The sequence below is a fragment of the Bombiscardovia apis genome, assembly GCF_033095945.1.
In the GTDB taxonomy this organism is placed as follows: Bacteria; Actinomycetota; Actinomycetes; order Actinomycetales; family Bifidobacteriaceae; genus Bombiscardovia; species Bombiscardovia apis.
In genome coordinates this window covers 457,370-482,029 of record NZ_AP026800.1, presented here as the reverse complement: position 1 = coordinate 482,029, position 24,660 = coordinate 457,370, and the positions used below count along the sequence as shown (strand labels likewise).

18 protein-coding genes are annotated in these 24,660 nt (G+C 55.7%); 6 read left to right on the top strand and 12 right to left on the bottom strand.

Going from position 1 to position 24,660, the window contains the following annotated elements; translation table 11 throughout:
- The 6 genes from R8377_RS01855 to R8377_RS01830 all read right to left on the bottom strand — a co-directional run bounded on the left by R8377_RS01855 (nucleotide 1) and on the right by R8377_RS01830 (nucleotide 6,346).
- Entirely contained in the window at nucleotides 1-1,206 is a 1,206-nt protein-coding gene (locus tag R8377_RS01855; RefSeq protein ID WP_317643269.1) for an App1 family protein phosphatidate phosphatase, read from the bottom strand.
- A 48-nt stretch (nucleotides 1,207-1,254) separates the two neighbouring features.
- A complete protein-coding gene (gene gcvH, locus R8377_RS01850; RefSeq protein ID WP_317643268.1) occupies nucleotides 1,255-1,665 on the bottom strand; it encodes a glycine cleavage system protein GcvH in 411 nt (136 codons plus the stop codon).
- Nucleotides 1,666-1,730: 65 nt separating this feature from the next.
- On the bottom strand, nucleotides 1,731-3,617 hold the full coding sequence (locus R8377_RS01845) for a L,D-transpeptidase family protein (RefSeq protein ID WP_317643267.1): 1,887 nt from the start codon (nucleotides 3,615-3,617) through the stop codon (nucleotides 1,731-1,733).
- A gap of 107 nt (nucleotides 3,618-3,724) precedes the next feature.
- Entirely contained in the window at nucleotides 3,725-4,762 is a 1,038-nt protein-coding gene (gene nudC, locus R8377_RS01840) for an NAD(+) diphosphatase (protein WP_425605011.1), read from the bottom strand.
- Between the two features lie 3 nt (nucleotides 4,763-4,765).
- Nucleotides 4,766-5,632: an alpha/beta fold hydrolase gene (locus R8377_RS01835; protein ID WP_317643266.1), complete on the bottom strand. Its 867-nt coding sequence runs from the start codon at nucleotides 5,630-5,632 to the stop codon at nucleotides 4,766-4,768.
- Nucleotides 5,633-5,716: 84 nt separating this feature from the next.
- Nucleotides 5,717-6,346: an NUDIX hydrolase family protein gene (locus tag R8377_RS01830; protein ID WP_317643265.1), complete on the bottom strand. Its 630-nt coding sequence runs from the start codon at nucleotides 6,344-6,346 to the stop codon at nucleotides 5,717-5,719.
- Nucleotides 6,347-6,525: 179 nt separating this feature from the next.
- Here R8377_RS01830 and trxA point away from each other — a divergent pair, with 179 nt between their 5' ends.
- Together trxA and R8377_RS01820 are read left to right on the top strand one after the other, a co-directional pair.
- Nucleotides 6,526-6,879, top strand: a complete 354-nt coding sequence (trxA, locus tag R8377_RS01825; protein WP_317643264.1) for a thioredoxin — start codon at nucleotides 6,526-6,528, stop codon at nucleotides 6,877-6,879.
- 303 nt (nucleotides 6,880-7,182) lie between these two features.
- On the top strand, nucleotides 7,183-8,217 hold the full coding sequence (locus R8377_RS01820) for a resuscitation-promoting factor (protein ID WP_317643263.1): 1,035 nt from the start codon (nucleotides 7,183-7,185) through the stop codon (nucleotides 8,215-8,217).
- 358 nt (nucleotides 8,218-8,575) lie between these two features.
- Here the strand turns inward: R8377_RS01820 and R8377_RS01815 are convergent, their stop codons facing one another.
- Together R8377_RS01815 and R8377_RS01810 are read right to left on the bottom strand one after the other, a co-directional pair.
- Nucleotides 8,576-9,976 (bottom strand): NCS2 family permease, encoded by a 1,401-nt coding sequence (locus R8377_RS01815; RefSeq protein WP_317643262.1) that lies wholly within the window; start codon nucleotides 9,974-9,976, stop codon nucleotides 8,576-8,578.
- Between the two features lie 366 nt (nucleotides 9,977-10,342).
- Nucleotides 10,343-11,347, bottom strand: a complete 1,005-nt coding sequence (locus tag R8377_RS01810) for an AEC family transporter (RefSeq protein WP_317643261.1) — start codon at nucleotides 11,345-11,347, stop codon at nucleotides 10,343-10,345.
- 508 nt (nucleotides 11,348-11,855) lie between these two features.
- Here R8377_RS01810 and R8377_RS01805 point away from each other — a divergent pair.
- Both R8377_RS01805 and R8377_RS01800 read left to right on the top strand, forming a co-directional pair.
- Complete coding sequence (locus R8377_RS01805; protein ID WP_317643260.1) at nucleotides 11,856-13,871, top strand: InlB B-repeat-containing protein; 2,016 nt, start codon at nucleotides 11,856-11,858, stop codon at nucleotides 13,869-13,871.
- 272 nt (nucleotides 13,872-14,143) lie between these two features.
- A complete protein-coding gene (locus R8377_RS01800) occupies nucleotides 14,144-14,326 on the top strand; it encodes a hypothetical protein (RefSeq protein ID WP_317643259.1) in 183 nt (60 codons plus the stop codon).
- Nucleotides 14,327-14,463: 137 nt separating this feature from the next.
- Here the strand turns inward: R8377_RS01800 and pstB are convergent, their stop codons facing one another.
- The 4 genes from pstB to R8377_RS01780 form a co-directional block, all read right to left on the bottom strand.
- Nucleotides 14,464-15,243: a phosphate ABC transporter ATP-binding protein PstB gene (gene pstB, locus R8377_RS01795; RefSeq protein ID WP_317643258.1), complete on the bottom strand. Its 780-nt coding sequence runs from the start codon at nucleotides 15,241-15,243 to the stop codon at nucleotides 14,464-14,466.
- A gap of 79 nt (nucleotides 15,244-15,322) precedes the next feature.
- Nucleotides 15,323-16,318 carry a phosphate ABC transporter permease PstA gene (gene pstA / locus R8377_RS01790; protein WP_317643660.1) on the bottom strand — a complete coding sequence of 332 codons (996 nt, stop codon included), beginning with the start codon at nucleotides 16,316-16,318 and terminating at the stop codon, nucleotides 15,323-15,325.
- Between the two features lie 83 nt (nucleotides 16,319-16,401).
- Nucleotides 16,402-17,463, bottom strand: coding sequence for a phosphate ABC transporter permease subunit PstC (gene pstC, locus R8377_RS01785; protein WP_317643256.1), 1,062 nt, complete (start codon nucleotides 17,461-17,463; stop codon nucleotides 16,402-16,404).
- The gene (locus R8377_RS01780; protein WP_317643254.1) at nucleotides 17,460-18,647 is read right to left on the bottom strand and encodes a phosphate ABC transporter substrate-binding protein PstS; all 1,188 of its coding nucleotides are present in this window, start codon (nucleotides 18,645-18,647) and stop codon (nucleotides 17,460-17,462) included. Before R8377_RS01780 ends, pstC begins: the two co-directional genes overlap by 4 nt.
- Before the next feature lie 177 nt (nucleotides 18,648-18,824).
- On the opposite strand from R8377_RS01780, the gene R8377_RS01775 reads away from it, so the two are divergent.
- Both R8377_RS01775 and R8377_RS01770 read left to right on the top strand, forming a co-directional pair.
- Nucleotides 18,825-19,958, top strand: coding sequence for an ATP-binding protein (locus R8377_RS01775; protein WP_317643253.1), 1,134 nt, complete (start codon nucleotides 18,825-18,827; stop codon nucleotides 19,956-19,958).
- Between the two features lie 840 nt (nucleotides 19,959-20,798).
- The gene (locus R8377_RS01770) at nucleotides 20,799-24,068 is read left to right on the top strand and encodes an RCC1 domain-containing protein (RefSeq protein WP_317643252.1); all 3,270 of its coding nucleotides are present in this window, start codon (nucleotides 20,799-20,801) and stop codon (nucleotides 24,066-24,068) included.
- The last annotated feature ends 592 nt before the right edge of the window (nucleotides 24,069-24,660 follow it).

Here is a 24,660-nt window from a genome sequence, read left to right as displayed (position 1 = left end):
TTATAGACGTGAGCGACGGCAAGTGCTTTGCAGGTAGGGCAGCATGGTTTTCATGAGGTTGGCTCCGGTGGTGCCGTAAAAGACAGGCACATCCATCTCGGGGGCGGGCTGGTTGCCGGTCCAGTCAAAGGAGGGAAGGCTTGATTCGCGCGGGCTGAGCTGGCGAATACCGATGGCTAATATCCGCCCTGGGTAACGGCGCACTACCTCGGCGTAAGTAGTTGGGTCGCGCTGACCGTCGTCTCCGAAGAGGATAAAGCGCATCTTGGGGAAGTCAGCCATGAGCTGCTGGATGAACTCGTGCTTGTGCTGCACTGTAGTGGGCACGAACGTCTTGGGCCTAGGGTCGAGATCGCGCAGGAGTAAGGGCCCTGCAGGGAAGCCGTGGTCGCGGATGAAGAGGCGAATCGTGCGCTCCACATTCCAAGGCGAGGCCGAGAGGTAAAAGAAGGGCATGTCTACGTCAAGGTCGCGGATGCGCGTGTAGAGCACGCTCATACCAGGCACGGAGGCGCGTTTGGTGGGATTCGAGAGCAGAAGGTTATAGCCGGCTTTGAGACGGCTGGGGGCCTGCGTCACCATGATGGTGTCGTCTACATCTGAAATCACGCCGATTCGGGCGGAAGAGGCCACTGTGTAGAGGGTGCCGGGCACAAGTGAGCGCTCGTTGACATGGTAGGTCACTTGGTGAGGCCCTACGCTCAAGTCGTGTTCAGCTACTAAATCGAGGTATCCTGAGCGGTCTGAGCGAGCGAACTTACTGCTCTGATTACGCGAAGGGTCTGGCGCATCGTAGAGTTCAGAATCGCCCAATTGCACCGTTTCTAGCGGTTCAGAATCAATGGCAATCGAAACTCTGGTGTGAGGGGCCGGCACCGTCAAAGCGGTCCAAATACCTCGGCTGGCCGAAGCGCTCTCAGGACCTGGAGGTGCCAGAACTGTGCGGCAAATCAGGCGGGAGTAGTGCTCGGTACCGTAACCCACGTATGGTTCTACCCGCGGATACCAGCCCATTCTACGGCAGAGCGCAGCTGAAGCCCTGGCCCACATATCAAAGCCCGTAGTGGCACCCATGCGGGCAAGCTTAACCGGTAGAGACTGCTGGTCGAAGCGCTCGTGGGGTGCGGCAGCATCAAAGCTGGTAGCCACATGACGGGCGCGAATAGGCCTGCGCTTGTCTCGAGGGTCTTCATGAGTACTGCTCATGCGACCGCCTCTCTGGCTTGATGGGGCTAGGCTTATACCTTTTCGAAGTTACTGGGCATCTATGATTTTGGCATACTCTTGGGCACTCAGTAGCTCAGGCTGGTCGTCGTCGAGTTCCATCTTCAAAATCCAGCCTTCACCGTAAGGGTCGGAGTTAATCACAGCTGGATCGTCGGAAGCGGCACGGTTCACATGAGTAATCGTGCCAGCGACTGGGCACACCAGAGGCTCAACTGCCTTGGACGACTCCAGCTCGACGATTTCATCGCCGGCATCCACGTGGGTGCCCATCTCTGGCAGGTCTAGGAAGACTAAGTCTCCCAACTGCTCTGCCGCATACTCAGTGACTCCCAATACTGCCGGCGAGCTCGAAGTATCCATCCACACGTGGTCTTGCGAGTACGCTAATTGCTCGGGCACGTCTAAGCGCTCCGAGTTCTTCTGTGATTCTCCAGTCATAGCTCCAGCCTAACTCTAGGGGTCTAAGAGGCCAAAGCGCTAGCCTGGCCCAACTCGTTTACTCTTTAGCGCACCGCGTGAGTGGGCTGTTCACCGACGACTTTCACCATCGTGCCAATGGGACAGTTGTCGTAAATCCATTGCGCATCTTGTTCGTACATGTTAATGCAGCCGTGTGAGCCGCGATTGGCAGCGTCTCCGTGGGCAATAGCGTCGTAGTTCCAGCTAGCCGTGTGGAAGCCTTCCGAACCGTTGTAGTAGGAGACCCACTTAACGTTGGGAGACACATAACCGGGGCCACGCATGGTCTGAATAGCATAGCGCACGTTGATAAAGAAAGTACCAAGGTCGGATTCATCACCGTCGCGAGGCAGACCGGAGCAAATGGGGAAAGACTTCACCTCAGTCGTGCCCTTATAAGCAGTAGCCGTCTGCGTGCTCAGGTTAACCTCCACCCACATGTCGCCATCTGGCACATCGTAGCGGGCAGTGCGCGATTCCACCTTGTGAGGCTCCACGTCGGCAGCAGCTTGGATAGGCGCAATCTGACCTGACTTGAGCTGGTCCACAATCTGGTTCGCAGCCGAATCTGTGTCTTTGACCTTGACCCCGTCAACACCCTTAGTGGTAACGATGAGGACCTCGCCTTTGGAGTTCTTCACGTTCTTTTCAGTCACTGGGTCTTGGTTGAGGTTTGCCGGCAATTCCTTAGCAGCATACGCTTTGACCGCAGCCTTATCGTAGGTCAAACTAATCTGGCCCTTGCCCAAGTCAGAAACCGGCTTAATCCACTGAGCTACCTGGTCGATAGGAATCGTATAGTCGTCGCTCTTATCACTGGTAATAACCATAGGCGTTGCCAAGCGCTTGTTAGCATCGTCGGCAGCCTGCACGGCCACGTCTTTCTTGATAGGCATATCAATGTCGTGGTAGCTAATCTTGACCGTGCGGCCCTGGCCCGGTTCGTTAGCAGTCTGGCTAATAGCAGCCTTCACACTCTCCAGCTTGGGAGCTCTACCCTGATTGCCTTCTTGCGCCACGAATTTCTTAGACGCTTGGTCGTAGTTAATAGAAGAAGGCACGGCCTGCTTGTCTTTATCTACGAAAGCTGCAGTCAAGAACTCATTCATCTTGACGTCGTCGCTCGATAGGCTCAGCGGCACCGAAGAATGCTGGAAGGGGTTAATTTTCACCAGGTCGCTAGAGCTTTTTGCGCTCAGAATCTGGTTCACCGTAGCATCAACGTCGCTGGTAACGCCCAAATCTTTGAGCGTGGCCTTGGTGCGCCCGCCCTGACTATCGTTAATAACGAAGTTGGAAGCAGCCACCTTTGCCGAGACCAAATCCTTGAGCTCCTGCGCATCTTTTCCAGCTACACTCTCACCAGCAAAGCTCACGCCTGGCGCCGCCCGATGCTGATAATAGGAACGAGCGCCAAAGAAACCAAGGAGTATGGCCACAAGCACTGCAGCCAGCACGCACAAGCTAATAATCAGCGCCAATTGAGGCTTCCTGGAGCGCGCTGCATGGCTTACAGGCTCAGAAGTATCAACCTGCCAGTTCGCGCTCGACAAGTCTTGGCTGTTTAAAGGCTGCTGGAAGCTAGCTGCGGGCTGCCCATAATTGCCAGGCTGTGCGAAGGTCTCTGTTGGCTGAGCTGCCACCATCGCAGGCTGAGCAACTCCAACCGGCTGCTTGGCTATAGTATCGTCGGCGATAACCTGCGCATTGTTGTAGGCAAACTGCGGAGCTTGGCCAGGATTAGTAATGTCTTGCGGATAAGCACCCACAGGAATCTGAGGCGCCTGATCCGGCATCGTGCCGTTTAAGGGAGGAATGATGGTAGTGCGCTCTCCTGCATCACCCGCGCTCGCCAAGTCTCCCAAACCGTTTTGCCCGCTCGCAGCGGCATCCCGGGGAACCTGTGCGTTGTAGTGCACGTCGTCAGCCATAGATCACCCTTCCATAATCTTTGCAATTGCATTCCACTATAAACCCAAGGCGCGAGACCTTCACAAATGAACGCTCCCACGGCAGTTCACTTGACACTCAGGCGGTTTTATAACTCTCGCCCGTACCATTGTTCAATCATATAGCGAGCTACGGAAGCCTTGCCCGGAGCGGACATACGCCCGGTTGCCAGCGCTGCCGTGTATTCATCACGGGTCATCCAGCAAGCGCAATCCGTCTCTTCATAGTCCACCACGAAAGCCTCGCTCAGGGCCCGCGCCTTGAAAGCCACCATCAGCGAAGCAGGGAAAGGCCAAGGCTGAGAGCCTAAATAGCGTATCTCGCCTAAGGGCAGTTGCAGCTCCTCCATTGCCTCGCGTTTGGCAGCATGCTCAAGGTTTTCGCCTGGCTCCACGAAGCCAGCGCAGAGCGAATAGAGGCTGGGTTCCCAAGCGCTATTGTGCTCCAACAACAGGCGGTCTTGACTGTCGACAATCGCAGTAATAACGGCCGGTTCGATGCGGGGGAAGAGGATACGAGCAGGGTTTTCTTGGGTGCACTGCTGAGCCCAACCGTTCTCGCAGGGCGCAATCGGGGCACCACAGTAGGAGCAGTACCGCTGCGCATTGTGCCAAATACTGAGTGCGAGTGCACTCGTGGCAAGGCCCACATCACGCGAGAGTCCACGTGGAGCAAACTCCTTCACATCCAGCCATTTAAAACGACTTTGGGCACTCTGGGCGAACTGCTCCACCTGTTCCCGACCTGGCTCGTCACTCAACTGTCGGCCAGCCAAATCAAGATCGAGCGCGAAGAAGTGTTGGTTCCCTGCCGATCCTAAGAAATACAGGGCAGAAGGCGCTCCAGCGAGCGGCCGCAAACACGAGGGCAGGTATTCGCCTGGCAGTAGGGCCAAACGCAGCAGGCCGCCACCCAATTTGGCCTGTTCCAATGATTTGAAAGGTAAAGCCACCCGCTGGCCACTCACCAGCATCACCGAAACAGAGCCCTCCTGCTCAAACTGTTGGAAGAGGTCGGGATTCGAGCGCTGCTCGCTGGCATAATCCACCTGAGACTGCGCTAAGGGCAAGAAAGGCAAGGCCTGAGTGAGTGAGAGCGGAGTGAACAAACTCTGTGGAGAATCCAAGGTTTACCTTTCAACAGTAAGCGCTGCTTGGCCCACGCGATTGACCAAGGCAAGCAGGGCGCTGGCCACCTGGCTGGGATGCTCGACAGCGCTGAAGTGGCCGCAGTCAGCAATCCTAGTGAACTCGGGCCGACTGGCTTGCAAGGCATCGACGATTGGGCGCATAGCCTCGGGAGGGCTTGAAGGATCAAGTTCGCCGGAAATGACCGCACTCGGCACTCGCACGCTATCCAACACCTTACTCTGATCTGGGCGGCCCGCTGCCATCCGCTGCCGCCAAGCGATTCCCTCAGGGCTCTGCGATTCAATCCAGTTAGTAAAGGTTGCAACGCACTCAGCAGAACGCTTAACCGTGGAATCTTGGGGGCCGGCCTGAGCAAAGTGCATAACGCTATCAACGCTGCCGGTACTTTCGCACTCGCGAGCGATGCACAGGCGGTTGGCCCGGCTTTCAGGCTTGTCTGCGGCCGTTGTGGTGTCGCACAAGGCAAAACCTGCCACCATTTGCGGGTAGAGGCGCTGGATGGCAGTTACGAGGTATCCGCCCATCGAAAGCCCTACCCAAATGGCTCGTGTATGTCCTAAGTCAGTAAGCAATTGAGCGTAGGAATCGGCCATGCGGTCCAACGCTTGCGGATAAGCGCCGTCTTGATCTGCTCCTCCGGTCTCGCCTTCGCTGGGCACCGGACTGACCCCGGCTCCAGGCGTATCAGGCGCATATATGGGGAAAGGTTCCAATCCATCCGCCTGCGCTTGCTCAGTCAGCTGCCGGGCGCACTCCAGCCACATACGATGGTCTACGGGGAAGGCGTGGACCAGCACTACCGGAATCCCCGAGCCCTGCGCTACAACGTGGTTTACTATCTTCATCTCACTACTCACTTTTCCTCTGTTCCTCGCTATGCGCTACCTTGCCCTGCCATGTCTGCATGTTTAAATCTTCACGCTAAGCCTTTACAAGACTCCGGCCCAAAGCAAAGCCTGCTGCAAAATCTTTCCGTGGCCGCCGGGCATTTGGTCAATAAAAAGATCAAGCGTCTCGCTTTGGGGCTCCACCCATTCCACGTCGAGAGTTTCGTCTTGAGACTTGCAATCGCCAGCTACCGGCACTAAGTAACACAAGGCGATGGAATGCTGGCGGGGGTCGTAGTATTCAGAGACGCTGGGGGTAGGGAAAAACTCGGCCACGCTGAAGGGCTGAGGGCTGGGAGGCAGCACTGGGAGTGCAAGTTCGCCCAAGTCTTTGGAAATATTGCGGGCCAGAGCCTCGCGAATGCTCTCGTGGTAGAGCACGCGGCCGGTAATCAGAGTGCGCTCGATATTGCCTTCGTCGTCAACGCACAGAAGGGTGCCAACCTGGGCAACGCGCCCTGCGGTGTCGATTCGGGCCGGCACTACTTCTACGTAAGTCATCGGCAGCTTGCGCCGGGCCCACTCTATCTCTTGTGAACTCAGCCAACCGGGCGGATTATCTTGGCCGGAGCCGCGGATGAAGTCTTCAGGCGTGATGTTAGAGAACTCACCGCGCGCCCGGTCCGCGTCGAAGTCGGAGTCGTCGGGTATTTCATCATGTAGCACTGGCATGATTCTATTATCTAGCGTAACGGCAACGGATTCAAGCCCACAGCCACCGACCGCGCTTTCGCACAGCTCGCAGCAGTACAAATGCGCCAAGAGCATATATTCCAGCGGTGATGGAATGCTGAGAGTAACGGAGCGGTTGGCCCTAGCAAGACGAGGCGCAGAATTTTTGAAGGAGCAGTATGGCAACGGTAAATCTTAACTCGCAAAACTTCCAAGAAACTATTGAAAACAACGACTTAGTATTCGTGGACTTTTGGGCCACTTGGTGCAGGCCTTGCAAGGCTTTTGGGCCCATTTACCAGAAAGCTTCTGAGGCCAACAGTGACATCGTCTTCGGTAAGGTCGATATTGACCAATGTCAAGATTTGGCTGCCGCGGCAGACATTCAGGCGGTTCCAACCCTGATGATTGCCAAGCAGGGTCAGATTATTTTTAAGCAGGCCGGCGCTTTGCGTGCCTCTGACTTAGACGACGTTATCAGCCAAGCTCGCGCAGTCAATCTTGAGGAAGCTGCAGAAGAGACCGCCAAGTAAGTTGTGAAGAATACATAAGATGTAAGTTTGACCATCTTGTGTATTAGCGCTCGGCATAGCGAGCCGAAAAGGAGCGCTGGCAGTAAGGATAAGCTGCTGGCACTCCTTCTTTTTCTGCCGTAACCCGGCCGACCCAACTGTACAGATGGGTCAAAAGAGAGTAAAATGTGAAAGTGGTGTGTTTTCCGATAACGCTCTTGAATGGCTAATTCAGCATCGAGAGCCGCATGCTAGCGCGTAATTCGTAATGAATTTATGCATTTGAGCTTATCGAGGATCTGTAAACAGAGCAATAGGAGCGTAATGCCGTCCCATCGCAGGAGCCGAACTGAGGCTTTGAGAGCGCTGACCAAGCGTCAGTGGATACGACTTGCAGCAGGTTGTGCAGTAGTCACTATGGTGATTGGTGCTGGCTTTGCTTCCCGCGGGTTCTACCAGTCTCAAGACTCAACGCCACATCCTGGAGCGACCGCATACTCTGCAACTCAGCCTGAATCTACGGAAGTTTCCCGCGATTCGGTGCGTACTGCCCTCTCCAACCGCGCAGGTGGATCAGGCGCAGGCACTTCGTATGTAACCGTACAAATCAACGGTGTCAACAAAGTAGTCTTGGGCGAACATTTCACTACAGTGAAGTCCGTACTCGACGCCGGCAACATCACTTTGGAAACTGGAGATCAGGTCTCCCCCTCTCTCGATGAGAAGGTTTCCGAAGCTACCACCATCAAGATTGAACGCTGCGATTCTGAGGTCAAGACCGAGAATTCCGCCATTCCCTTCAACACTATTGAAGAAAAAACCGACTCCCTCCCCTCCGGCACCAAAAAGGTGAAGACCGAGGGTAAGGAAGGCGTGATGGAAACTACCAGCTTGGTTACCAAGGCTGGTTCAAAAGACATTTCTAGCAACATTTTCGCTTCGTTCGTCAAGGAAGCTCCTGTTAACAAGGTCATTCAGGTAGGCACTGGTTCCGTTGCTGTAAGCGCACCAGCCGCTGCCTCGGGTGCTCCTGCAGGCGCTGCTGCTACTACCGCTCCCGTGGGCGAATCACAGAATATAGCCCACCAAATCGTCGTGTCTAAGGGCTTGGGCGAGGGCGAATTCACCTGCCTAGTACAGCTGTGGAATAAGGAATCTGGCTGGCGGACCAACGCAGCCAACCCATCCGGTGCTTACGGCATTCCTCAGGCTTTGCCCGGCTCTAAGATGGCCTCCGCTGGCGCTGACTGGCAGACCAACCCCAGCACTCAAATTAACTGGGGCTTGGGATACATCGCAGGCCGCTACGGCACACCTTGCGGTGCTTGGGCACACTCCCAGTCCTCCGGCTGGTATTAAAGCCCACTACTAACGCGCTTACTAAGCCCCGCCGCTGACACATTGCGGTGGGGCTTTCTTGTATGTCTCGCTCTTTACTTCTCCGCTCCTCATTTCTCAATCCTTACCATTTACGGGACGATTGAGCACAACAGACGGGCAGGAAGCGGGTCTATTCTATTTCTGCTGAGCATGTACCCGGTCATACCAATTGTTGAAAACACCACTAAACGCGAGCGGAAGCTATGGAAACGGCATCGGAACAGATGCACTGGAGCGGGGGAACATCACTTTACCGCACTCTTCAATATACGAACGACCGCCCGGGGGATTGCTCCCGGGCGGTCGGTGGTTGAGTATCTGATGGTGAGGTTAACCCTTAGAACATGGCTTGCAGGGCAAAGTCTAAGATGAAGAGCGCGCCCACGCACCAGATGATGGGGTGAACTTCTTTAGCTTTGCCCTTGCAGGTCATGGTCAGGCAGTAGGTGATGAAGCCTGCGGCCACACCGTAAGAGATGGAGTAGGAGAAGCCCATGAAGATAGCGGAGAAGAAGGCGGGAATGGCCTCGGAAAGGTCGGACCAGTCAATCTCGCCGAAGGTCGACATCATCATGCAGCCCACGATAACCAAAACCGGGGCCGTGGCCGCCTGAGGCACAGCGGAAATCACCGGGGCAAACAGTGCGGAAAGGGCGAAGCAGCCTGCAATCACTACCGAGGTGAGACCCGTACGGCCACCTGCTGCAATGCCCGAGGCGGACTCTACGTAAGTGGTGGTGTTCGAAGTGCCGAAGAGAGCGCCGATTGAGGTGGCAGTAGCGTCTGCGAAGAGGGCCTTGTCCATCTTTGAAGAGAAACCAGTGCCGTTTTCAAGGGCCTGCTCGTCGGAATCGGAGAAGATGCCGGAGCGGCGGCCAGTGCCCACGAACGTGCCGATGGTGTCGAAGGTGTCAGACAATGAGAATGCAAAAATCGTGACCAGAACAATCGGCAACTTGGCTGGGTCTGAGAAGAGAGCTGGGAAACCTTCGGGTTTGAAGATAGCGAGGAAGGTCTGCGGCAGCTGGGAGAAGGCCTCCCCTAGGTTGATGGACTTAGCCATCGTGGTGACGCCCATTGGAATGCCGATAATAGTTACGGCGATGATAGCGATGATGAAGGCGCTCTTGTTGAGGAAGGACCAGCGGCCCTTGAAGTTGCAGACCAGCAGGATGATGGTAATGAAGAGGCCGATAACGAAGAGTATGGTCTCGGGCGCTTTGAACACTGTAAGGCCCGGATTGGCTCCCGCAGCCGCCGTATCGTCTGGGGTGAACTTGATGATGCCGACGTTGAGCAGGCCCACGTAAGCGATGAATACGCCGATGCCGCCGCCAATAGCGTGCTGCAAGACGGGCGGAATAGCTCGGATAATCATCTTACGCAGCTTGGTGGCCGTAACGATGATGTTGATGATGCCGCAGAGGAAGACCATAGCCAAGGTCTCCTGCCAAGAAAAGCCCAAGCCTTTGACCACGGTGAAGGTGAAGAAGGCGTTGAGGCCCACGCCCGGAGCCACACCGTAGGGCACGTTGGCTACGAGAGCCATGACTAGCGTGCCGATGATAGCTGCAATGATGGTTGCAATAAAAACGGCCCCCCAAGGCATACCAGCCGAGGAGAGCACCGTGGGATTGACTGCGATGATATAAGCCATCGCAAAGAAAGTGGTTATGCCCGCGACCACTTCCGTTGAAACTGTGGTATTATTCTCTTTAAGCCTGAATAGCTCGCGCATAGTTCTCCTATGTATTGTCATGATTTGGCGATCCGACAAACAGAAGAATATCACGAGCCCAGGCTTTTCTTCGTTCCGTTTCCAAAATATGATATTCGGCCCTCATATTGCCCGCTTCACTGGCTTCGAGCGCTAATCGTTCCGCAGTCTCTCTCCCCCCCCCTCGCCGCACCCCACTCACTGGGCAAAACCGTATCAGCGCAAGCAGCCGCAGAAACCAAATGGCCGAAAGTTCGCGATTGTGAAGGATTTTCGCGAAATTTGTGCCATTATTTCCGAAAAAGTGGCCGAAAGTTCGCGATTTCAGAAAAGTACCGCGAACTTTCGGCCATTAGGGCTGAGCTGAGCTGTGTGAGGTCGGCGGAGCTAGAGACCGGCGAGGAGGAGGTGGGCGGCGACCATCATGAAGGTGCTAATTACGGCAGTGAGGGCTAGGGTGAAACCGGCGAGCTTGGCGTTGCCTAGGACTTTGTCGGTATACATGGTGGCGAAGATGGCCGTTGGCGAGAGGCAGCACAGGGCCACGGCTTGGCGAATGAGCGGGTCGAAGGGCAGCAAGAACCAGGCAGCCGCGGCGAACGCAACCCCGCAGGGCAGGCGCCAGGCAAGCACTTTGCCCACGGCAGCGAAGTCATCTCTGCAAGCGGGAAGGTCCATCAGCATGCCCACCATCAGCATAGAGCAGAAGGCGTTGGCACCCGCGAAGGGCTTACTCACCAGAGCCACCCAGCCCGGCAGGTTGATTCCGGCCAGCATGAACGCCACCATTAGCAGGTAAACGTCGAAGGAGGGCGAGCCGAAGAAGCCCTTGGCCACGCCGCGCAGCAGGGAGCGGCGATGGAGGCGACGGGCATCGGAATCACTCAGGTTGTCCGCGGGCAGCGTGGGCGCGGAGCCGGGATGCTGATCCGGCAGTGGAATACCGGGCTTAATGCGCAGGAGCGACTGGGTCATAACGGTAGTGCCAGCCGCCACCATCGTCGTGTTGCCAATGTCGAACATGGCAGCAGCCACCAGCACTTGCGGCCCAATGAGCGCCTGGAGCATGGGGAAAGAGAAGCAACCGATGTTGAAGCCCGAGACGTTGAGCATGCGGAAAGCGCGGTTGGCCACCGGCGTGTGGCGAGAAGTAAAGAAGACACACAGAGGCGGTATAAGCGCTGCAATTAAGCCAAAAAGTGAGATAAGCAGAAAGCTCACATGGTGAGGGTTAGTAGCAAAAGAGTAGATAATGGCGCCCGGCAAGACTAGGTTAAACTCCGCCGCCTGCACCACCCGGTAGTCGTTGGCCCCAAAAACGCCCGCGCGCTTAAGCAAATACCCAGCCACAATAATCAACAGCAGCGTTCCCGGCTGAACCAAAACCCCCATAACCCCCGCCTCCATTCCAATCCGCCGCCGCTCCTCCCCCATCCTATCCCAGTTTCTCTTTCTGGCTTCGTGCTCTGTGTTCAAGGTTCAAGCACAACACAGTGACCACGTCTTGGTCGGTTCAACATGATATTGTCATATAAATAGTTGTGCACTCCGAAAATGAGGGTACTGGCCGATTGGGGAATTTGGCTTGTATGCTCGGAGCTTGCACACCATAACACGCTTAAATTGTTCACACACATTTTTGTAAGGGGAATCCATTGCGCGCACTTCAACGAACCTGCACAGCCGCAGCGTTAACCGCAGCCCTACTCATCCTGGGGGGGGGGGCAATCTAAAAGCCCACGCTGAGCCCACACACCCCTCCGCCACACCACACACGCAACCTTCCCCAGCCAACACACCTGACAACGACGTACAGGACACCACAAGCAATACCGACAACACCACGCATAGCAGTCAAAACAGCGATGACTCAATACAGTCCGGTATACAACCCAAACTCATGACTGACAGTGATTTCACCATCACCCCTGACTCAGGACCGGCTGAGCAAAACAGCGAAATCACCGTTTTACCCAAGCAACCCCAACACAGCGTTATCACCGCCATCAGTGTTGATAACACCCCAGTCCAAGCCACCACACGCAGCACAAGCAGCTGGCAATTCACCCTGCCACCCCACCAAGCTGGCGAGTCAACCATTACCATCGACTGGACCCAAGATGAGCAAACCCAAACACCAGCTACTTTCACCTACCACTACAAAACCGCTTACACAGTCAGCTTTGACCTCGGCGACGCACCAGGCACCAACCCGCCTTCACAAACCATTCCAGCCACCGACCAAAACCGAGCTAAATTCCCCAATCCAACCCCCACATGGGACAACCACTACTTCGACGGCTGGTTCACACCGCAAAACAAACCTTGGAATTTCGCCACCCCCGTAACACAAGACCTCACTCTCACCGCTAAATTTGAACCCTACCAATTCTCAGTCAGCACCGATCACGGCCCAGCGATAGGTGGAAATACCATCGACATAGATGCTCCCAAACCGCCACAAAACATTTATTACTCACAGGTAACAGCAGGTTTTACGCACACCCTCGCCACCGGCTCAGACGGCAACACTTACGCATGGGGAAACAACGCATCCGGAAAACTCGGGAACCCAGCAATAGGAAAATTTTCCGGCTCACCAGTCAGAGTCAGCAAACCCAGTGGAGTCCACTTCATTTTATACGCATTAGGCCTTTCAACTTCCTATGCTGTTGCAGATGACGGCTTTTTATACGTTTGGGGACGGTGCAGTGTTATCCTGCCCTTTGAAAAAGAGTGTAGTGTACCGACTCAAATTGCACTCCCAGATTTGGGAGATGACAGTATCTACAGCATCGACTCCGATTGGTTCACCCCCACTCTGCTCACCAAAAAGGGAAGAATCTACCGATATAACACGATAACTAAGTTATTCGAGATCGTTGACTTAAGCGAGCTTAAAACCGGCGAATACCCCATCGAAGTTAGTGTCTTCACTTTCGAAAACGCTGCCGCCTTGTTGACCAATACTGGCGCAATTTACACATGGTCATGGAGATACACTTTGCACGGAGTGCTAGGAACTGGGGTTGAACAGGTTGACATTCGTCGACGTCCGGGTCCAATACTGGAAGGGGAAGCTGCAGGAGAAATATTCACTCAGATTCAAGCCGGCAGTGCCCACCTCTTAGCTTTGACCAAGCAAAACCACCTTTACACTTGGGGCTCTAATATGAACGGATCGCTCGGGTTCCCAAAGAATGATCCGTACCAGACTTCTACACCCATGCAGATACAAGAAAGCGCATTCCCTGCAGATTTCATACCAAAACAAATATCTGCTCAGTACGACACCTCCTACGTATTAGACTATTCTGGTCGGTTATACGCATGGGGAGCTAACTTCTACGGACAAGTGGGACATGACACTGCCGAAAATCAAAGCTATCAATTCACTCCGATAGCAACTGACTTGTCACCCCTCCCAGAAGGCGTCACACTCTCGTTTGTCAACAGTGGTTCCCATCATGTAGTTGGAATTGGCACGGATGACCGACTCTACACGTGCGGGAGCAACAATAACGGAATAGAAGACACAACAGATCCTATCTCAACACGACAGCTAAGACGCGTATTACAGCCTCAAGTCAGTTTGGTTTCAGGAGCTTTTGACGGTATTCCCATCGCAGCACCAACTCAAGACCCCGAAACCAAACTGTGGCACATTTCCCCGCCAGCACATGATCCCGGTCCAATCACCGCAGCTGTGCAATGGCAACTGGGAGCCGACCCGCAAGAGGACTTCTACTTTGAATATACCTACGACCAACTTCTCCCCGCAGCAGGCAGCTTTCCTATCAAACGAACGGCAGGGCTCGCCTTGTTAGCAGCCAGCACCCTAGCAGCCAGCGGTATCACACTACACTTTCACCGCAAACACTCAGTGAAAGGCGAACACATCAGACAAACAAGCTGATAACAAAATACTTCGGGTTGTGCTTTATAATCCCCAATCCCCCGAGCACAAAACCCGGCCTGAATAATGTGCCCTCCTGCCATCATCTCGGCAGGAGGGCACACCTCTACCCATAGCAACTATCCGGTGCAAGGGCACTACGATGATGTACGTAAAACACAAGAGTCAAACAATATAGCCCAAGAGCGTAATATTAATTTTCTATTGTACTCAGGCGGCTTAGAATTGGGGGGTGGCTGGCTTTGGGCTGACCTTGGATGCTTAGGAGGCTAATGATGGCTGAGCGAGGTTCTCGGGGGAATAAGTATTGGTCTCAGAAAGACCAGAAGCAGTATGAGCATGTGGCGGCTAGCGAGGCTGAGCGCGGGCAGAGCGAGAAGACTGCGGAGCGCATCGCGGCGGCTACCGTCAATAAAGAGCGCAGGCGCGAGGGGCGTACCAAAGAGCAGGAATAAAAGCGAAAGTAGGGCGAAAAGCGAGCGCTTTATATAACAAAATGGGACAGAGCAACTGATGCTGTAGCCCATTTTCTCGTTTAATTGACGGGGTTTAGCCGCGTAAAACAGCAGCCGCTACCCAACCAAACCACAACTCAGCCGAAGCGGCCGGAGATGTAGCGTTCGGTGTCTTCTTCGTGGGGGTTGGAGAAGATGGTGGTGGTGTCGTCCATCTCGACCAAGTGGCCGGGCTGGCCCACGGCTTTGAGGTTGAAGAAGGCCGTGTAGTCGGAGACGCGGGCGGCCTGCTGCATGTTGTGGGTCACAATCACGATGGTGTAATCCTGCTTGAGCTCGTTGATCAAATCTTCAACGGCCAGCGTGGAAATGGGGTCGAGAGCGGAGCAGGGCTCGTCCATCAGCAGCACTTGCGGGTGCACTGCCACTGCGCGGGCGATGCACAAACGCTGCTGCTGGCCGCCTGAGAGGCCGATTCCGGGCTTGTCTAGGCGATCTTTGACCTCGTTCCACAAGTTGGCGCCGCGCAGGGCCCACTCGACCAAATCGTCGGCATCAGACTTGGAAATATGCTTGTTATTGAGCCGGATGCCGGCCAGTACGTTCTCGCGAATCGACATAGTCGGGAAGGGATTGGCCCTCTGGAAGACCATGCCCACGTCTCGGCGCACGGCCACCGGGTCCACATCCGCCCCATACAAGTCCTGGCCTTCTAGCAAGACTTGGCCCTTTACATGGGCGCCGGGCGTAATCTCGTGCATGCGGTCGAGAGTGCGCAAAACCGTTGATTTGCCACAGCCCGAAGGCCCGATGAAAGCGGTGACTTTGTTGGCTTTAATGGTCATGTTCACGTCTTCGACCGCTAGAAAATCGCCGTAGAACACGTTCAAGTGGTTAATGTCGATACGCTGACCCATTAGTGGCTCACTCTCTGGCAAATTCGGCTACAATCCCACGCACAGGCGGGCTGGGCTCGATACTGTACACACGTCATTACTACTTCTCCTGCACCGAAAAAACCTTGGAAACCAAGCGGCCCAAGAGATTCAAGACCAACACGACCACGATAAGCGCCAGCGCCGCAGCCCAAGCCCGCTCCATGCGAATACCCGCCACGCAGCCCGCAGGCGAGCCCGGACCACACACAGCCAAGCCCTGCGAATACTCGTTGTAGACGTAGACCGGCAGTGTGGTCATACGGCCGGAGAAGAGGTTGGGATTGGTGGAGGCGATGAAGCCCGAAGCAATGAGCAGGGGCGCAGTTTCGCCAATCACGCGGGCAATGGCAAGAATCACGCCGGAGACGATGCCGGGCAGGGCGGTACGCAAGACGATTTTGGTAATCGTACGCTGCTTGGTCACGCCCAGTGCGTAGGCCGCCTCACGCAAGTCGCCGGGCACGATGCGCAGCATGTCTTCCGAAGTCTTTACGACTGTGGGAATCATCAGCAAAGAGAGGGCTACCGAGCCGGAAAAACCGTTGACTGTGCTCGGTCCTACCAGGGCGGCAAACATAGAGAATGCGAAGAGGCCGGCCACGATCGAGGGGATGCCGCTCATCACGTCGACCAGCAGGGAAATTGCCCGAGCCATGCGGCCGCCGGAAGCGTATTCTACTAAAAAGACAGCGCACATGACGCCGATAGGCACCGAGATAATCATGGCTCCAGCTGTGACTTCCAGCGTGCCGATGATGGCGTGAAGGATGCCTCCGTGGCCCCCGGTTGCAGTGGGATTGCCTCCCACGACGCCCGACATGTTGTGGGTCAAAAAGTCCCAGTTGAGGCGCTTCAGCCCCTTGGACAAGCTGACCCAGAGGACCGAAATGAGCGGAATAAGCGCCACCACGAAGGAGAGCGCAATGAGACCAGTCATGAGTGCATTGCGGCGTTTGCGGGCGCGAATCGAGGAGCGAGTAGGCCTAAAGCGGTCGAAATCGATGACCGGCTTGGCGGCCAGCTGGGCGCTAGTATGACCTTGGGCCGATGCCAGACTGACGGAACCGACGGAACCGATTGACCCGTTAGACCCGCTAGCACTGCTGGAACTATTCGCGCTCTTAGTGGCTGCTGCACTCACTTGGACACCCCCTTTCCGGTGATACGGCGGGCTAAGAAGTTCACCAAGAAGGTGATAACGAAGAGCACAAGGCCGGTGGCGACCAACATAGCCACGCCCATCGAATCCGCTTCTGGGAACTGGGAGGCGATATTGGCGGCGATAGTTTGGCTGGTTGAGGCCTGCAAGATGTGCAGGGAATACGAGAAGCCGGGCGAGAGAATCATCAGCACGGCCATAGTCTCACCAAGCGCGCGGCCCAAGCCCAGCATCGAAGCCGAAATGAGGCCAGAACGAGCGAAGGGCAGCACCGCCAAGCGGATAGTCTCCCACTTGGTTGCACCCAGGGCCAGAGCCGCCTCCTGCTGCAAGCGCGGTGCTTGGGCGAAAATATCGCGAGCTACCGAGGTAATAATGGGTAAAATCATCACTGCCAAGACCAGCGCCACCGAGGCTACCGAGCGGGCGGGAGCGGCTGCCGGTCCTGCAAATATGGGAATCCAGCCTAGGTATGTAGCCACCCAATTCCAGAAGCCGGTAATGGCGGGAACCAAGACCAGCGCACCCCAGAGACCGTAAATGACCGAAGGAATGGCAGCTAAAAGGTCGACTACCGAGCTGAGCGCAGTCGAGAGCTTGCGGGGGGCATAATGCGTGATGAAGAGCGCAATTCCGGTCGAGACTGGGAAAGCCAGCAGCAGCGAGAGCCCAGCTATAAGAATGGTTCCGAAGAGGAGAGGGCCTACGTATGATGCGAAGTTGGAAGCGCGGCCGCCGCTGAGTGATTCGAGAGCGGAACTGCGAACTGCCGGGTCGCCGGTGAAGGCTGGTAGGGCGCGCAGAATGAGGAATATTGTGACCGCTGCGAGCGCCAAAAAGATAAGAATTCCCGCTGACCAAGCGCAGATTTTGAAGACCTTGTCTGCTGTGCGGCCGGGGCTGGGTGCGGTGGGAGCAGCGCTGGCTTCAGCAGGAGCAGCAGAGACATCGACCGACACGCTGACAGCGTCTGGATCCACCCCTTGCGGGTTCTGCTCAGCCATATTAGTGGCGGATTGAGGGGCCAAAGTCTTGCTCATGAGGCCTCGATTGCTTGTACGGATTGCATGACTTGCTCACGAATGGCAGGGGTGAGCGGCACCGAGCCTGCGTTGGCGGCGGCCTGCTGCTGCCCGGCCTCGCTCGCCAAGTAGCTGAGCCAAGACTTGGCAAAGGCAGCTTTCGAGCCGCTCGCATCGCGCTGGTAGGCCTGGCAGGCGATGTCGTAGGAGACCAGCAAAACCGGGTAAGCGCCGGGCTCCGCAGTCTGGTAATCCACCTTCACGAGCTTACGTAAGGAGCCCTGAGGCTGAGCCTCATACTTGACTTTGTCCATCATTTTGGAAACGCCGCGCTCACTGGCAGGCACGTAGGACTCCCCCACCTTGACCGCCACCGTGCCCAGCCCGGAAGTCTGCGCCGCATCAGCGTAGCCAAAAGTGCCCTCCGCCTGCGTGAGCGTCATCACCAAGCCAGCAGTGCCCTTGGCGCCCTGCCCCACGTTGTTCGGCCAATTCTCGCCCGGCTCGTAGGGCCAAGCGGGGCCAGCTGCGGCCTTCAAATACTTAAACAAACTCTTGGTTGTGCCCGACTTATCGGAACGGTGCACCACAGTAATAGGCAGGTCCGGCAGGCCCACGCCCGGATTGAGCCGGGCCAAGCGCGCGTCGTTCCAACGGGTAATCTGCCCCTGGAAAATCGCCGCAATCGTCTCGGGCTCCATGCGCAGGTGCTTACCAGAATCGTTGAGCCCGACCGAGGGCAGGTTGTAAGCAAAAGCGATGGGGGTCACATAGACCGGCACTTCAAAAGCAGTACCGCGAGCGCAAGTGGACTTGGACTGCTCCAATTGGGCCGCGTTCAAAGGTTCGTCGCTGCCCGCCCAAATGACTGAGCCGTTGAGCAGGGCCGTAACTCCAGCGCCGGAACCAGCGGGATCGTAAGAGATGCGCGCCTGATTGTGGCTGGCATGAAAATCAGCTATCCAAGCCTCGTTGGCCGACTGCTGGGAGGAAGCGCCCGAACCTGCGAATTCGCCCTGCAAATTGGGGCCGCCATCCGCGCCCGAAACACTCGAAGCGCCCGAAGCGCCCGAAATAGCCGAAGATGCCGGAGCGTTGTCTCCGCAGGCCGCCAGGCCAAACGCGAGAGACAAAGCGGTCACCACGGCCGCCCCTCGGGCGAAGGTAGGTTTGTGCATGCCATTTCCTCGACTCGTCTGCATTACCAGCTCTCCCTAGCTTAACCGTACGCACCGATGATTCAGCCCATGTTCGCGCCCAGTCGCAATCCCCCACCCAAACCCCAGCCCTGCGGCTCTTTTATATTTTTTTATAAATTACTAATACACTTGTTTTTATAGGCATTCCGAAATCATATTGCATTCAAAAGGGGCACCGCGATGAGTACAAATCCTTTCAAGCCCACTGCTGGCCATTTACCGCCATTATTGGTCGGTAGAGAACCGATTATTGCAGACTTTGAAGAGGGCTTAGCCGACGGCCCCGGGGCGCCAGGTCGGCTTATGTGCGTCACAGGCGCACGAGGAGTCGGAAAAACTGTTATTCTTACCGAATTTGGCAATATAGCTAAAAGCCATCATTGGGAAGTTCTCGACGAAACCGCATCGAGTGGCCTGGCCGAGCGCCTTGTCGAGCGCCTGCAACCCACCAAGCGTCAGCTTGCAACCACGATTAAACCAGAAATTACAGGGCCTCAAGGTATCGGTGCCAGCCTTGGTCAAATCAGCATCTCCTCTCAGCAAATGCCCCTCACCCTACGAGAAGCCTTGACTCACCGACTTAACAAGATAGAGAAGCGCAGCAAGGATCGTGGGCTTTTGGTGACCGTCGACGAAACACAGGCCGCCGACCGCAACGATCTTGTAGCCATAGCCACCGCCGTTCAGCACCTCATACGCGAGAACAGAAACATCGCCTTCGTTTTCGCCGGCCTGCCGACCATCACATCGAAATGGCTGAACGACGAGCTGCTGACCTTCTTGCGTCGCGCCCAGCCCGAGCGCCTCGCAGACGTGCCGCTGCCCGAGGTCGAAACCGCTTTCAGCAATACCTTCGCACAATCAGGTATTACCTTAGCTGGCAATCCCCTCACCGAAGCCACTGAAGCCACGCAGGGCTATCCTTTCATGATTCAGCTTGTTGGATACAACATCTGGCGAGTGGCCAACCGGCACGCAGCTGAAAACCCCGTTGTTACCGAAGAAGATGCTAGTAAGGGCATTGAGGATGCCCGTCGGCGCCTTGGCAACACTGTCCACGGCCCCGAGCTCGATGGCCTATCTCAAGTCGACCGCACATATCTCCTTGCCATGGCTAAAGATGACGGCCCGTCCTTTACAGCGGAAATCGCCAAACGCCTCAAACAGAGCCAAACTTATGCCAACATCTACCGCACACGACTACTCGATGGCGATTTCATCAAGAATGCCGGCTGGGGCCGCGTTGACTTCGCCATCCCCTACCTGCGCCAATACTTACGCGAGCACGATGCCTACTACATGCAGCAAGAGTAAGCACACAAAAGGCAACTGACTCGCTCCGACCAACAAACAGCAGCTTACCAACCGCATCTTTTACAGACTGGTAGAGCGCCACGCTCTAATTGCAGAAGCAGACCTAGAAGCCATGTACGCCCATGCCAGCGGCCGAAAACTCGCACACTTTTTCTTGGGTTGCGAGGTATGTGCCGTTTTTGCGTTCTCAGTGGACAAAAACTCGCAACTTGGCTCGTAAGGTGCTAGCTGTCGGCTGCTGGGAGGCGGAGCAGGGAATACAGGAGCGTAAGTTGCAGACGCGGGTGACTCTAGGTTTCAAAACGGCAATGGTATACTGCAAACATGACGGCGGTAACACCGCGATACGGATACGAAGCCTCGGCCCAATCGGCCGGGGCTTTGTTGGTTCATGAGTGTGGGCTTATAGGAACTAAACGCGTTGTTTTTGGCCTGGCATACAGCCCCAAAGCTGCCTTAGGCAACGCAATCGGCATCAATCACTCGGCGAAGACACCGGCTCAGCTGAATATCGTTACGCAAAACCGTGCCCTTGCAACGGTTTCCTTGTTATCGCTCTTGGCAGGTCAGTATCCAAAAACTGGTCTGGCTCAAGGGTTTAGCAACAGAGACGTAAGTTGTGGAAGCGGGCGGGTTGGGCGCTGAGTCCAGGCCGATGCTAGACTGGGTGCAGATTTGTTGGAATCTGCGTTACGCGCGCCTGCGGTTGGGGAACGGCTGGGCTGCGGTTAGACGCACACAAACTTTGAACGGTGCCACAGGGCACCGTATATGACTTAAGGGGTACAGGTATGCGACGGTTTCGCACAGTAAGCGCCATACTGGCGCTTATCTCCATGAGTGTCCTGGGGGGGGGGGTCCACCAGCCTGATCACCCCACCCCAAGCGCACGCTAGCGAATCCACCCAATTCCGCCTTAACCCCAAGTCCGGCCCCGCCGCCGGTGGCACCGCCGCCACCATTACGCCGTACACTATAGGCGGAGTGAAATTCACCACTATTAGCTCCAAGCTCGAACATACTCTTTCCATCGGCGATGATGGTAACGCTTATGCTTGGGGGGATAACACTTACGGCGAACTAGGCATCGGCGATCTCTCCGGCGGGCACACCACGCCGACACGAGTCCGTATGCCAGCTAACGTGAAATTCACTCAAATCAGCGCAGGAGGATGGCATGGTAATCATTCTCTCGCCATCGGCACCGACGGAAATGCTTATTCATGGGGCATGAACGACCACGGACAACTAGGCTTAGGCGATACCACTAACCGGACAACACCACAAATCGTCAACCCACCAGCAGGAGTTCGATTTGTAAGAATTGCAGCCGGGTACGCATCAAGTTTCGCTCTTGGCAACAACGGTAAAATCTATGCTTGGGGCAACACCACTAACACGGAAGGTGGCTCAGGCTCTGGCGTTTTAGGAGTTGGAGACAACAATGATCGTTACTCACCAACCGAAGTTGTTGGCATTCCTAATACTGTAAAAATCACCACGTTCAGCATCCTAGCTGATTTTGTTATGGCTTTAGGTAGTGACGGACTCATTTACACATGGGGTAATAACTCTTACGGCCAGCTCGCTACGGGTGACACCGTAAACCGTAATTCAGCCGTTGTAGTAAATCCACCAGTTGGCACCCAACGGTTTACAAGTATCAATGCTGGCGAATGGGATGCCACCGCAATTGCTGACGACGGATACACCTACAAATGGGGAATCCGCAACAGGGGTGTCTTCGGAGATGGTACCGGTGACACCGATCTCGGTGGCACACCTAATGTTCTAATTCCTACACGGGTGACAGTCACTCTGCCAGGAGGGGCTGGCATTAAAAGTCTCAGCTCCGGAGGACATCACACTCTGGCCATCGGCACCGACAATAAAACCTACGCATGGGGATGGAACGGACTGTACCCCTATGGGCAATTGGGTGCAGGGATTACTACCGCAACATGGAAAACAACCCCAATACCAGTGAATGTACCCTCTGGAGTCACTTTCATCAGCGTTACTGCCGGTGCTTTTAACTCAGCAGCCATAGGTAGTGACGGCAACACCTACATGTGGGGCATGTCGAAATTCAACAGCACAGGAGGAGCCCTCGGCGACGGCGCTACCGTCAACCGTAATACTCCGGTGCGTGTGGGTGGGCCGATTACGATAACCCGAGTCACGTTCGGTGGTATTGTCACGCCGGGTACGGTGACACCGGTTTCGAGTATTTGGACGGGGAATACTCCGCCTCACGCTCCTGGGGACGTGGATGTGATTGTTAGCTGGACCTTGAATGGGTTTGCGCAGCCTAACGAAACGTTAAGGTTCCGGTATTTGGATACGTTTACCGTCACCTTCGATCTTGACACCGCACCAGGTATTCCACCGGGCTCGCAACGAGTGTTAGAGGGGTCGAAAGCAACATGGCCAACGCAGCCCTCGTGGGCTGGGCATGGGTTTGTGGGCTGGTTCCTCAACGGTAAGCCCTACACCTACAACGAACCCGTCACCGCTAACATCACCCTGACCGCCCATTGGGAGGAACGAACTTTCACCTTCACGATGGACCCGAACCGAGGGCCTAACAGTGGCGGAACGAGCGTTACGATTACCCCGCATCCTAAGGGGTCGAGTGTGCTGTTTACGCAGGTGTCAGCAGGCTGGTATCACACACTCGCCATCGGCTCAGACGGCGACCTCTACGCCTGGGGGAGAAACGATGCCGGACAGATAGGAGACAACAGCACCACCAACCGACTACAACCCACCAAAGCGGTCACACCAAACGGAGTCAAATTCCTCAAAATCAGCGCAGGACCCAACAACTCCTTCGCTCTAGGAAGTGATAACCGTTGGTACGCTTGGGGATTCAACACGAGCGGCCAACTGGGAACTGGCACTACTAGTAACCAGTTACGACCCCAAGCTATCAGCATGCCCACTGGAGTGGGCGCGTACACGCAGGTCAGTCCGGGAAGAGACCATACCCTCGCTATCGGCGACAACAGTACTACCTACGCTTGGGGAGCCAACAACAGCGGCCAGCTCGGCGACAACACTACCGTTAACCAGCTCAGCCCAGTCGCAGTGCAGACACCGGCTGGCGTCTACCAGTTCACTCAAGTGAGTGCCGGTTCCGGTCACTCCATCGGCATAGGCGATAACGGGCAAGCCTACAGCTGGGGATCCAACCAATACGGCCAACTCGGCACCAGTGTCATCAACGTAGGTAGCAGCAGTAGCGTACCCGTACAAGTCCAACTACCCGTCGGGGTGAGCACGTTCAAACAGGCCACGGCTACTGCCGACTGGTCACTAGCTATCAGCGATACCGGCCGTATTTACACCTGGGGCTACAACGGCGACTACGAGCTCGGCAACGGCACCACTGTTAACCAGCCACTACCAGCCGAACCAAGCATCCCCTCTGGTATTACCTTCACCAATGTCACCACGAATAGTGACAGTGCCATGAGTATTGGCAGTAACGGTAGTATCTACGCTTGGGGCTACAACGCTTCAGGCCAGCTCGGCACCGGTAACCAAACCAGCCCAACCCGGCCTATCGTCGTCAACCCCAAGCCCGGCACCACGTTTACCAAACTCCTCTCCGGTTGGAAACATGCTATCGGCATAGACACCACCGGTGGTATCTGGACCTGGGGTGACAACGAGTACGGCCAACTGGGTGACAAACAAGGCGGGCCGGGCAAACTCAGCCTGACCCCCGTCAGCGCAGGCATGCTCTACGACATCAACGTCACCGCCGTCAAATTCGGCAACACCCCAGCCCAAACCGGCCCCACCCCAAACGGTAGTGCAGGCACCTGGACCGTAACCTCCCCCAGAAACAACGAAGGCGGCCCAGTACCCGTAATAGTCACATGGACCCTAAACGGAACAGCCCAACCCGACTACCCCATCCACAACTTCATCTACCCCTTCATCCCCCTCAACCTCCCAGCAGCGGGAAGTATCCCCCTGCAACGCCTAGGCGGAGGCAGCTTGCTGGCCCTCAGCCTTATGGCGGCAGTAGTGTACGCAGCACTGCAAGTCAGTAGTCACCGCAAGCGTGGCAAGGGGCGCCACCTACAAACGGCCCAGTAATCAGGGAAGTTTATCTTGAGACATCGCACTACTCAAGTGGTGCCTCAAGTAAGCAGTGAAAAGCCAAAGCAGAAGCCAACAACCCAAAGTCGCAAAGCCAAAAAGCCAGCAATGCGCAAGCGAGCTGGCGGCGGGGTTGGATGTGAAGCAATAAGCAGTTCCCCTTGCTGAATTCCAACCCCGCCGCCAGCGCCCGGGCACCCAACCCCACAATCACAAACCAAATTAGAAAACTAAAGATTCACTTCCCAAAACTAACTTAGCCAGAGCCAGCAACCCAAACAGCCCCAAGAGCTCAGCCCCTCCCCCGCTCAGATCCAAATAAGCCCCAAACCATCGGCAAAAATAGCGGCAAAAATAGCGGCAAGAAGAGCGGCAAGAAGAGCGAAAGTGTTAGTGACTTACCTGTAGAAACGCGTGAGGAAATAGTTGACAATTGCCAAACGCTGTAAGCATAAGGGGCGTAGTATGGTGAAGTGGGATTAGGCGCATCTTTTCGGATTGTTCTAGCCGAGCGGGAGCATGCTTTGCTATGCCCTGCCAGCGCAATTTAGGCGATTGGTCCTCCATCATCAATGGAACCGTGCGAACA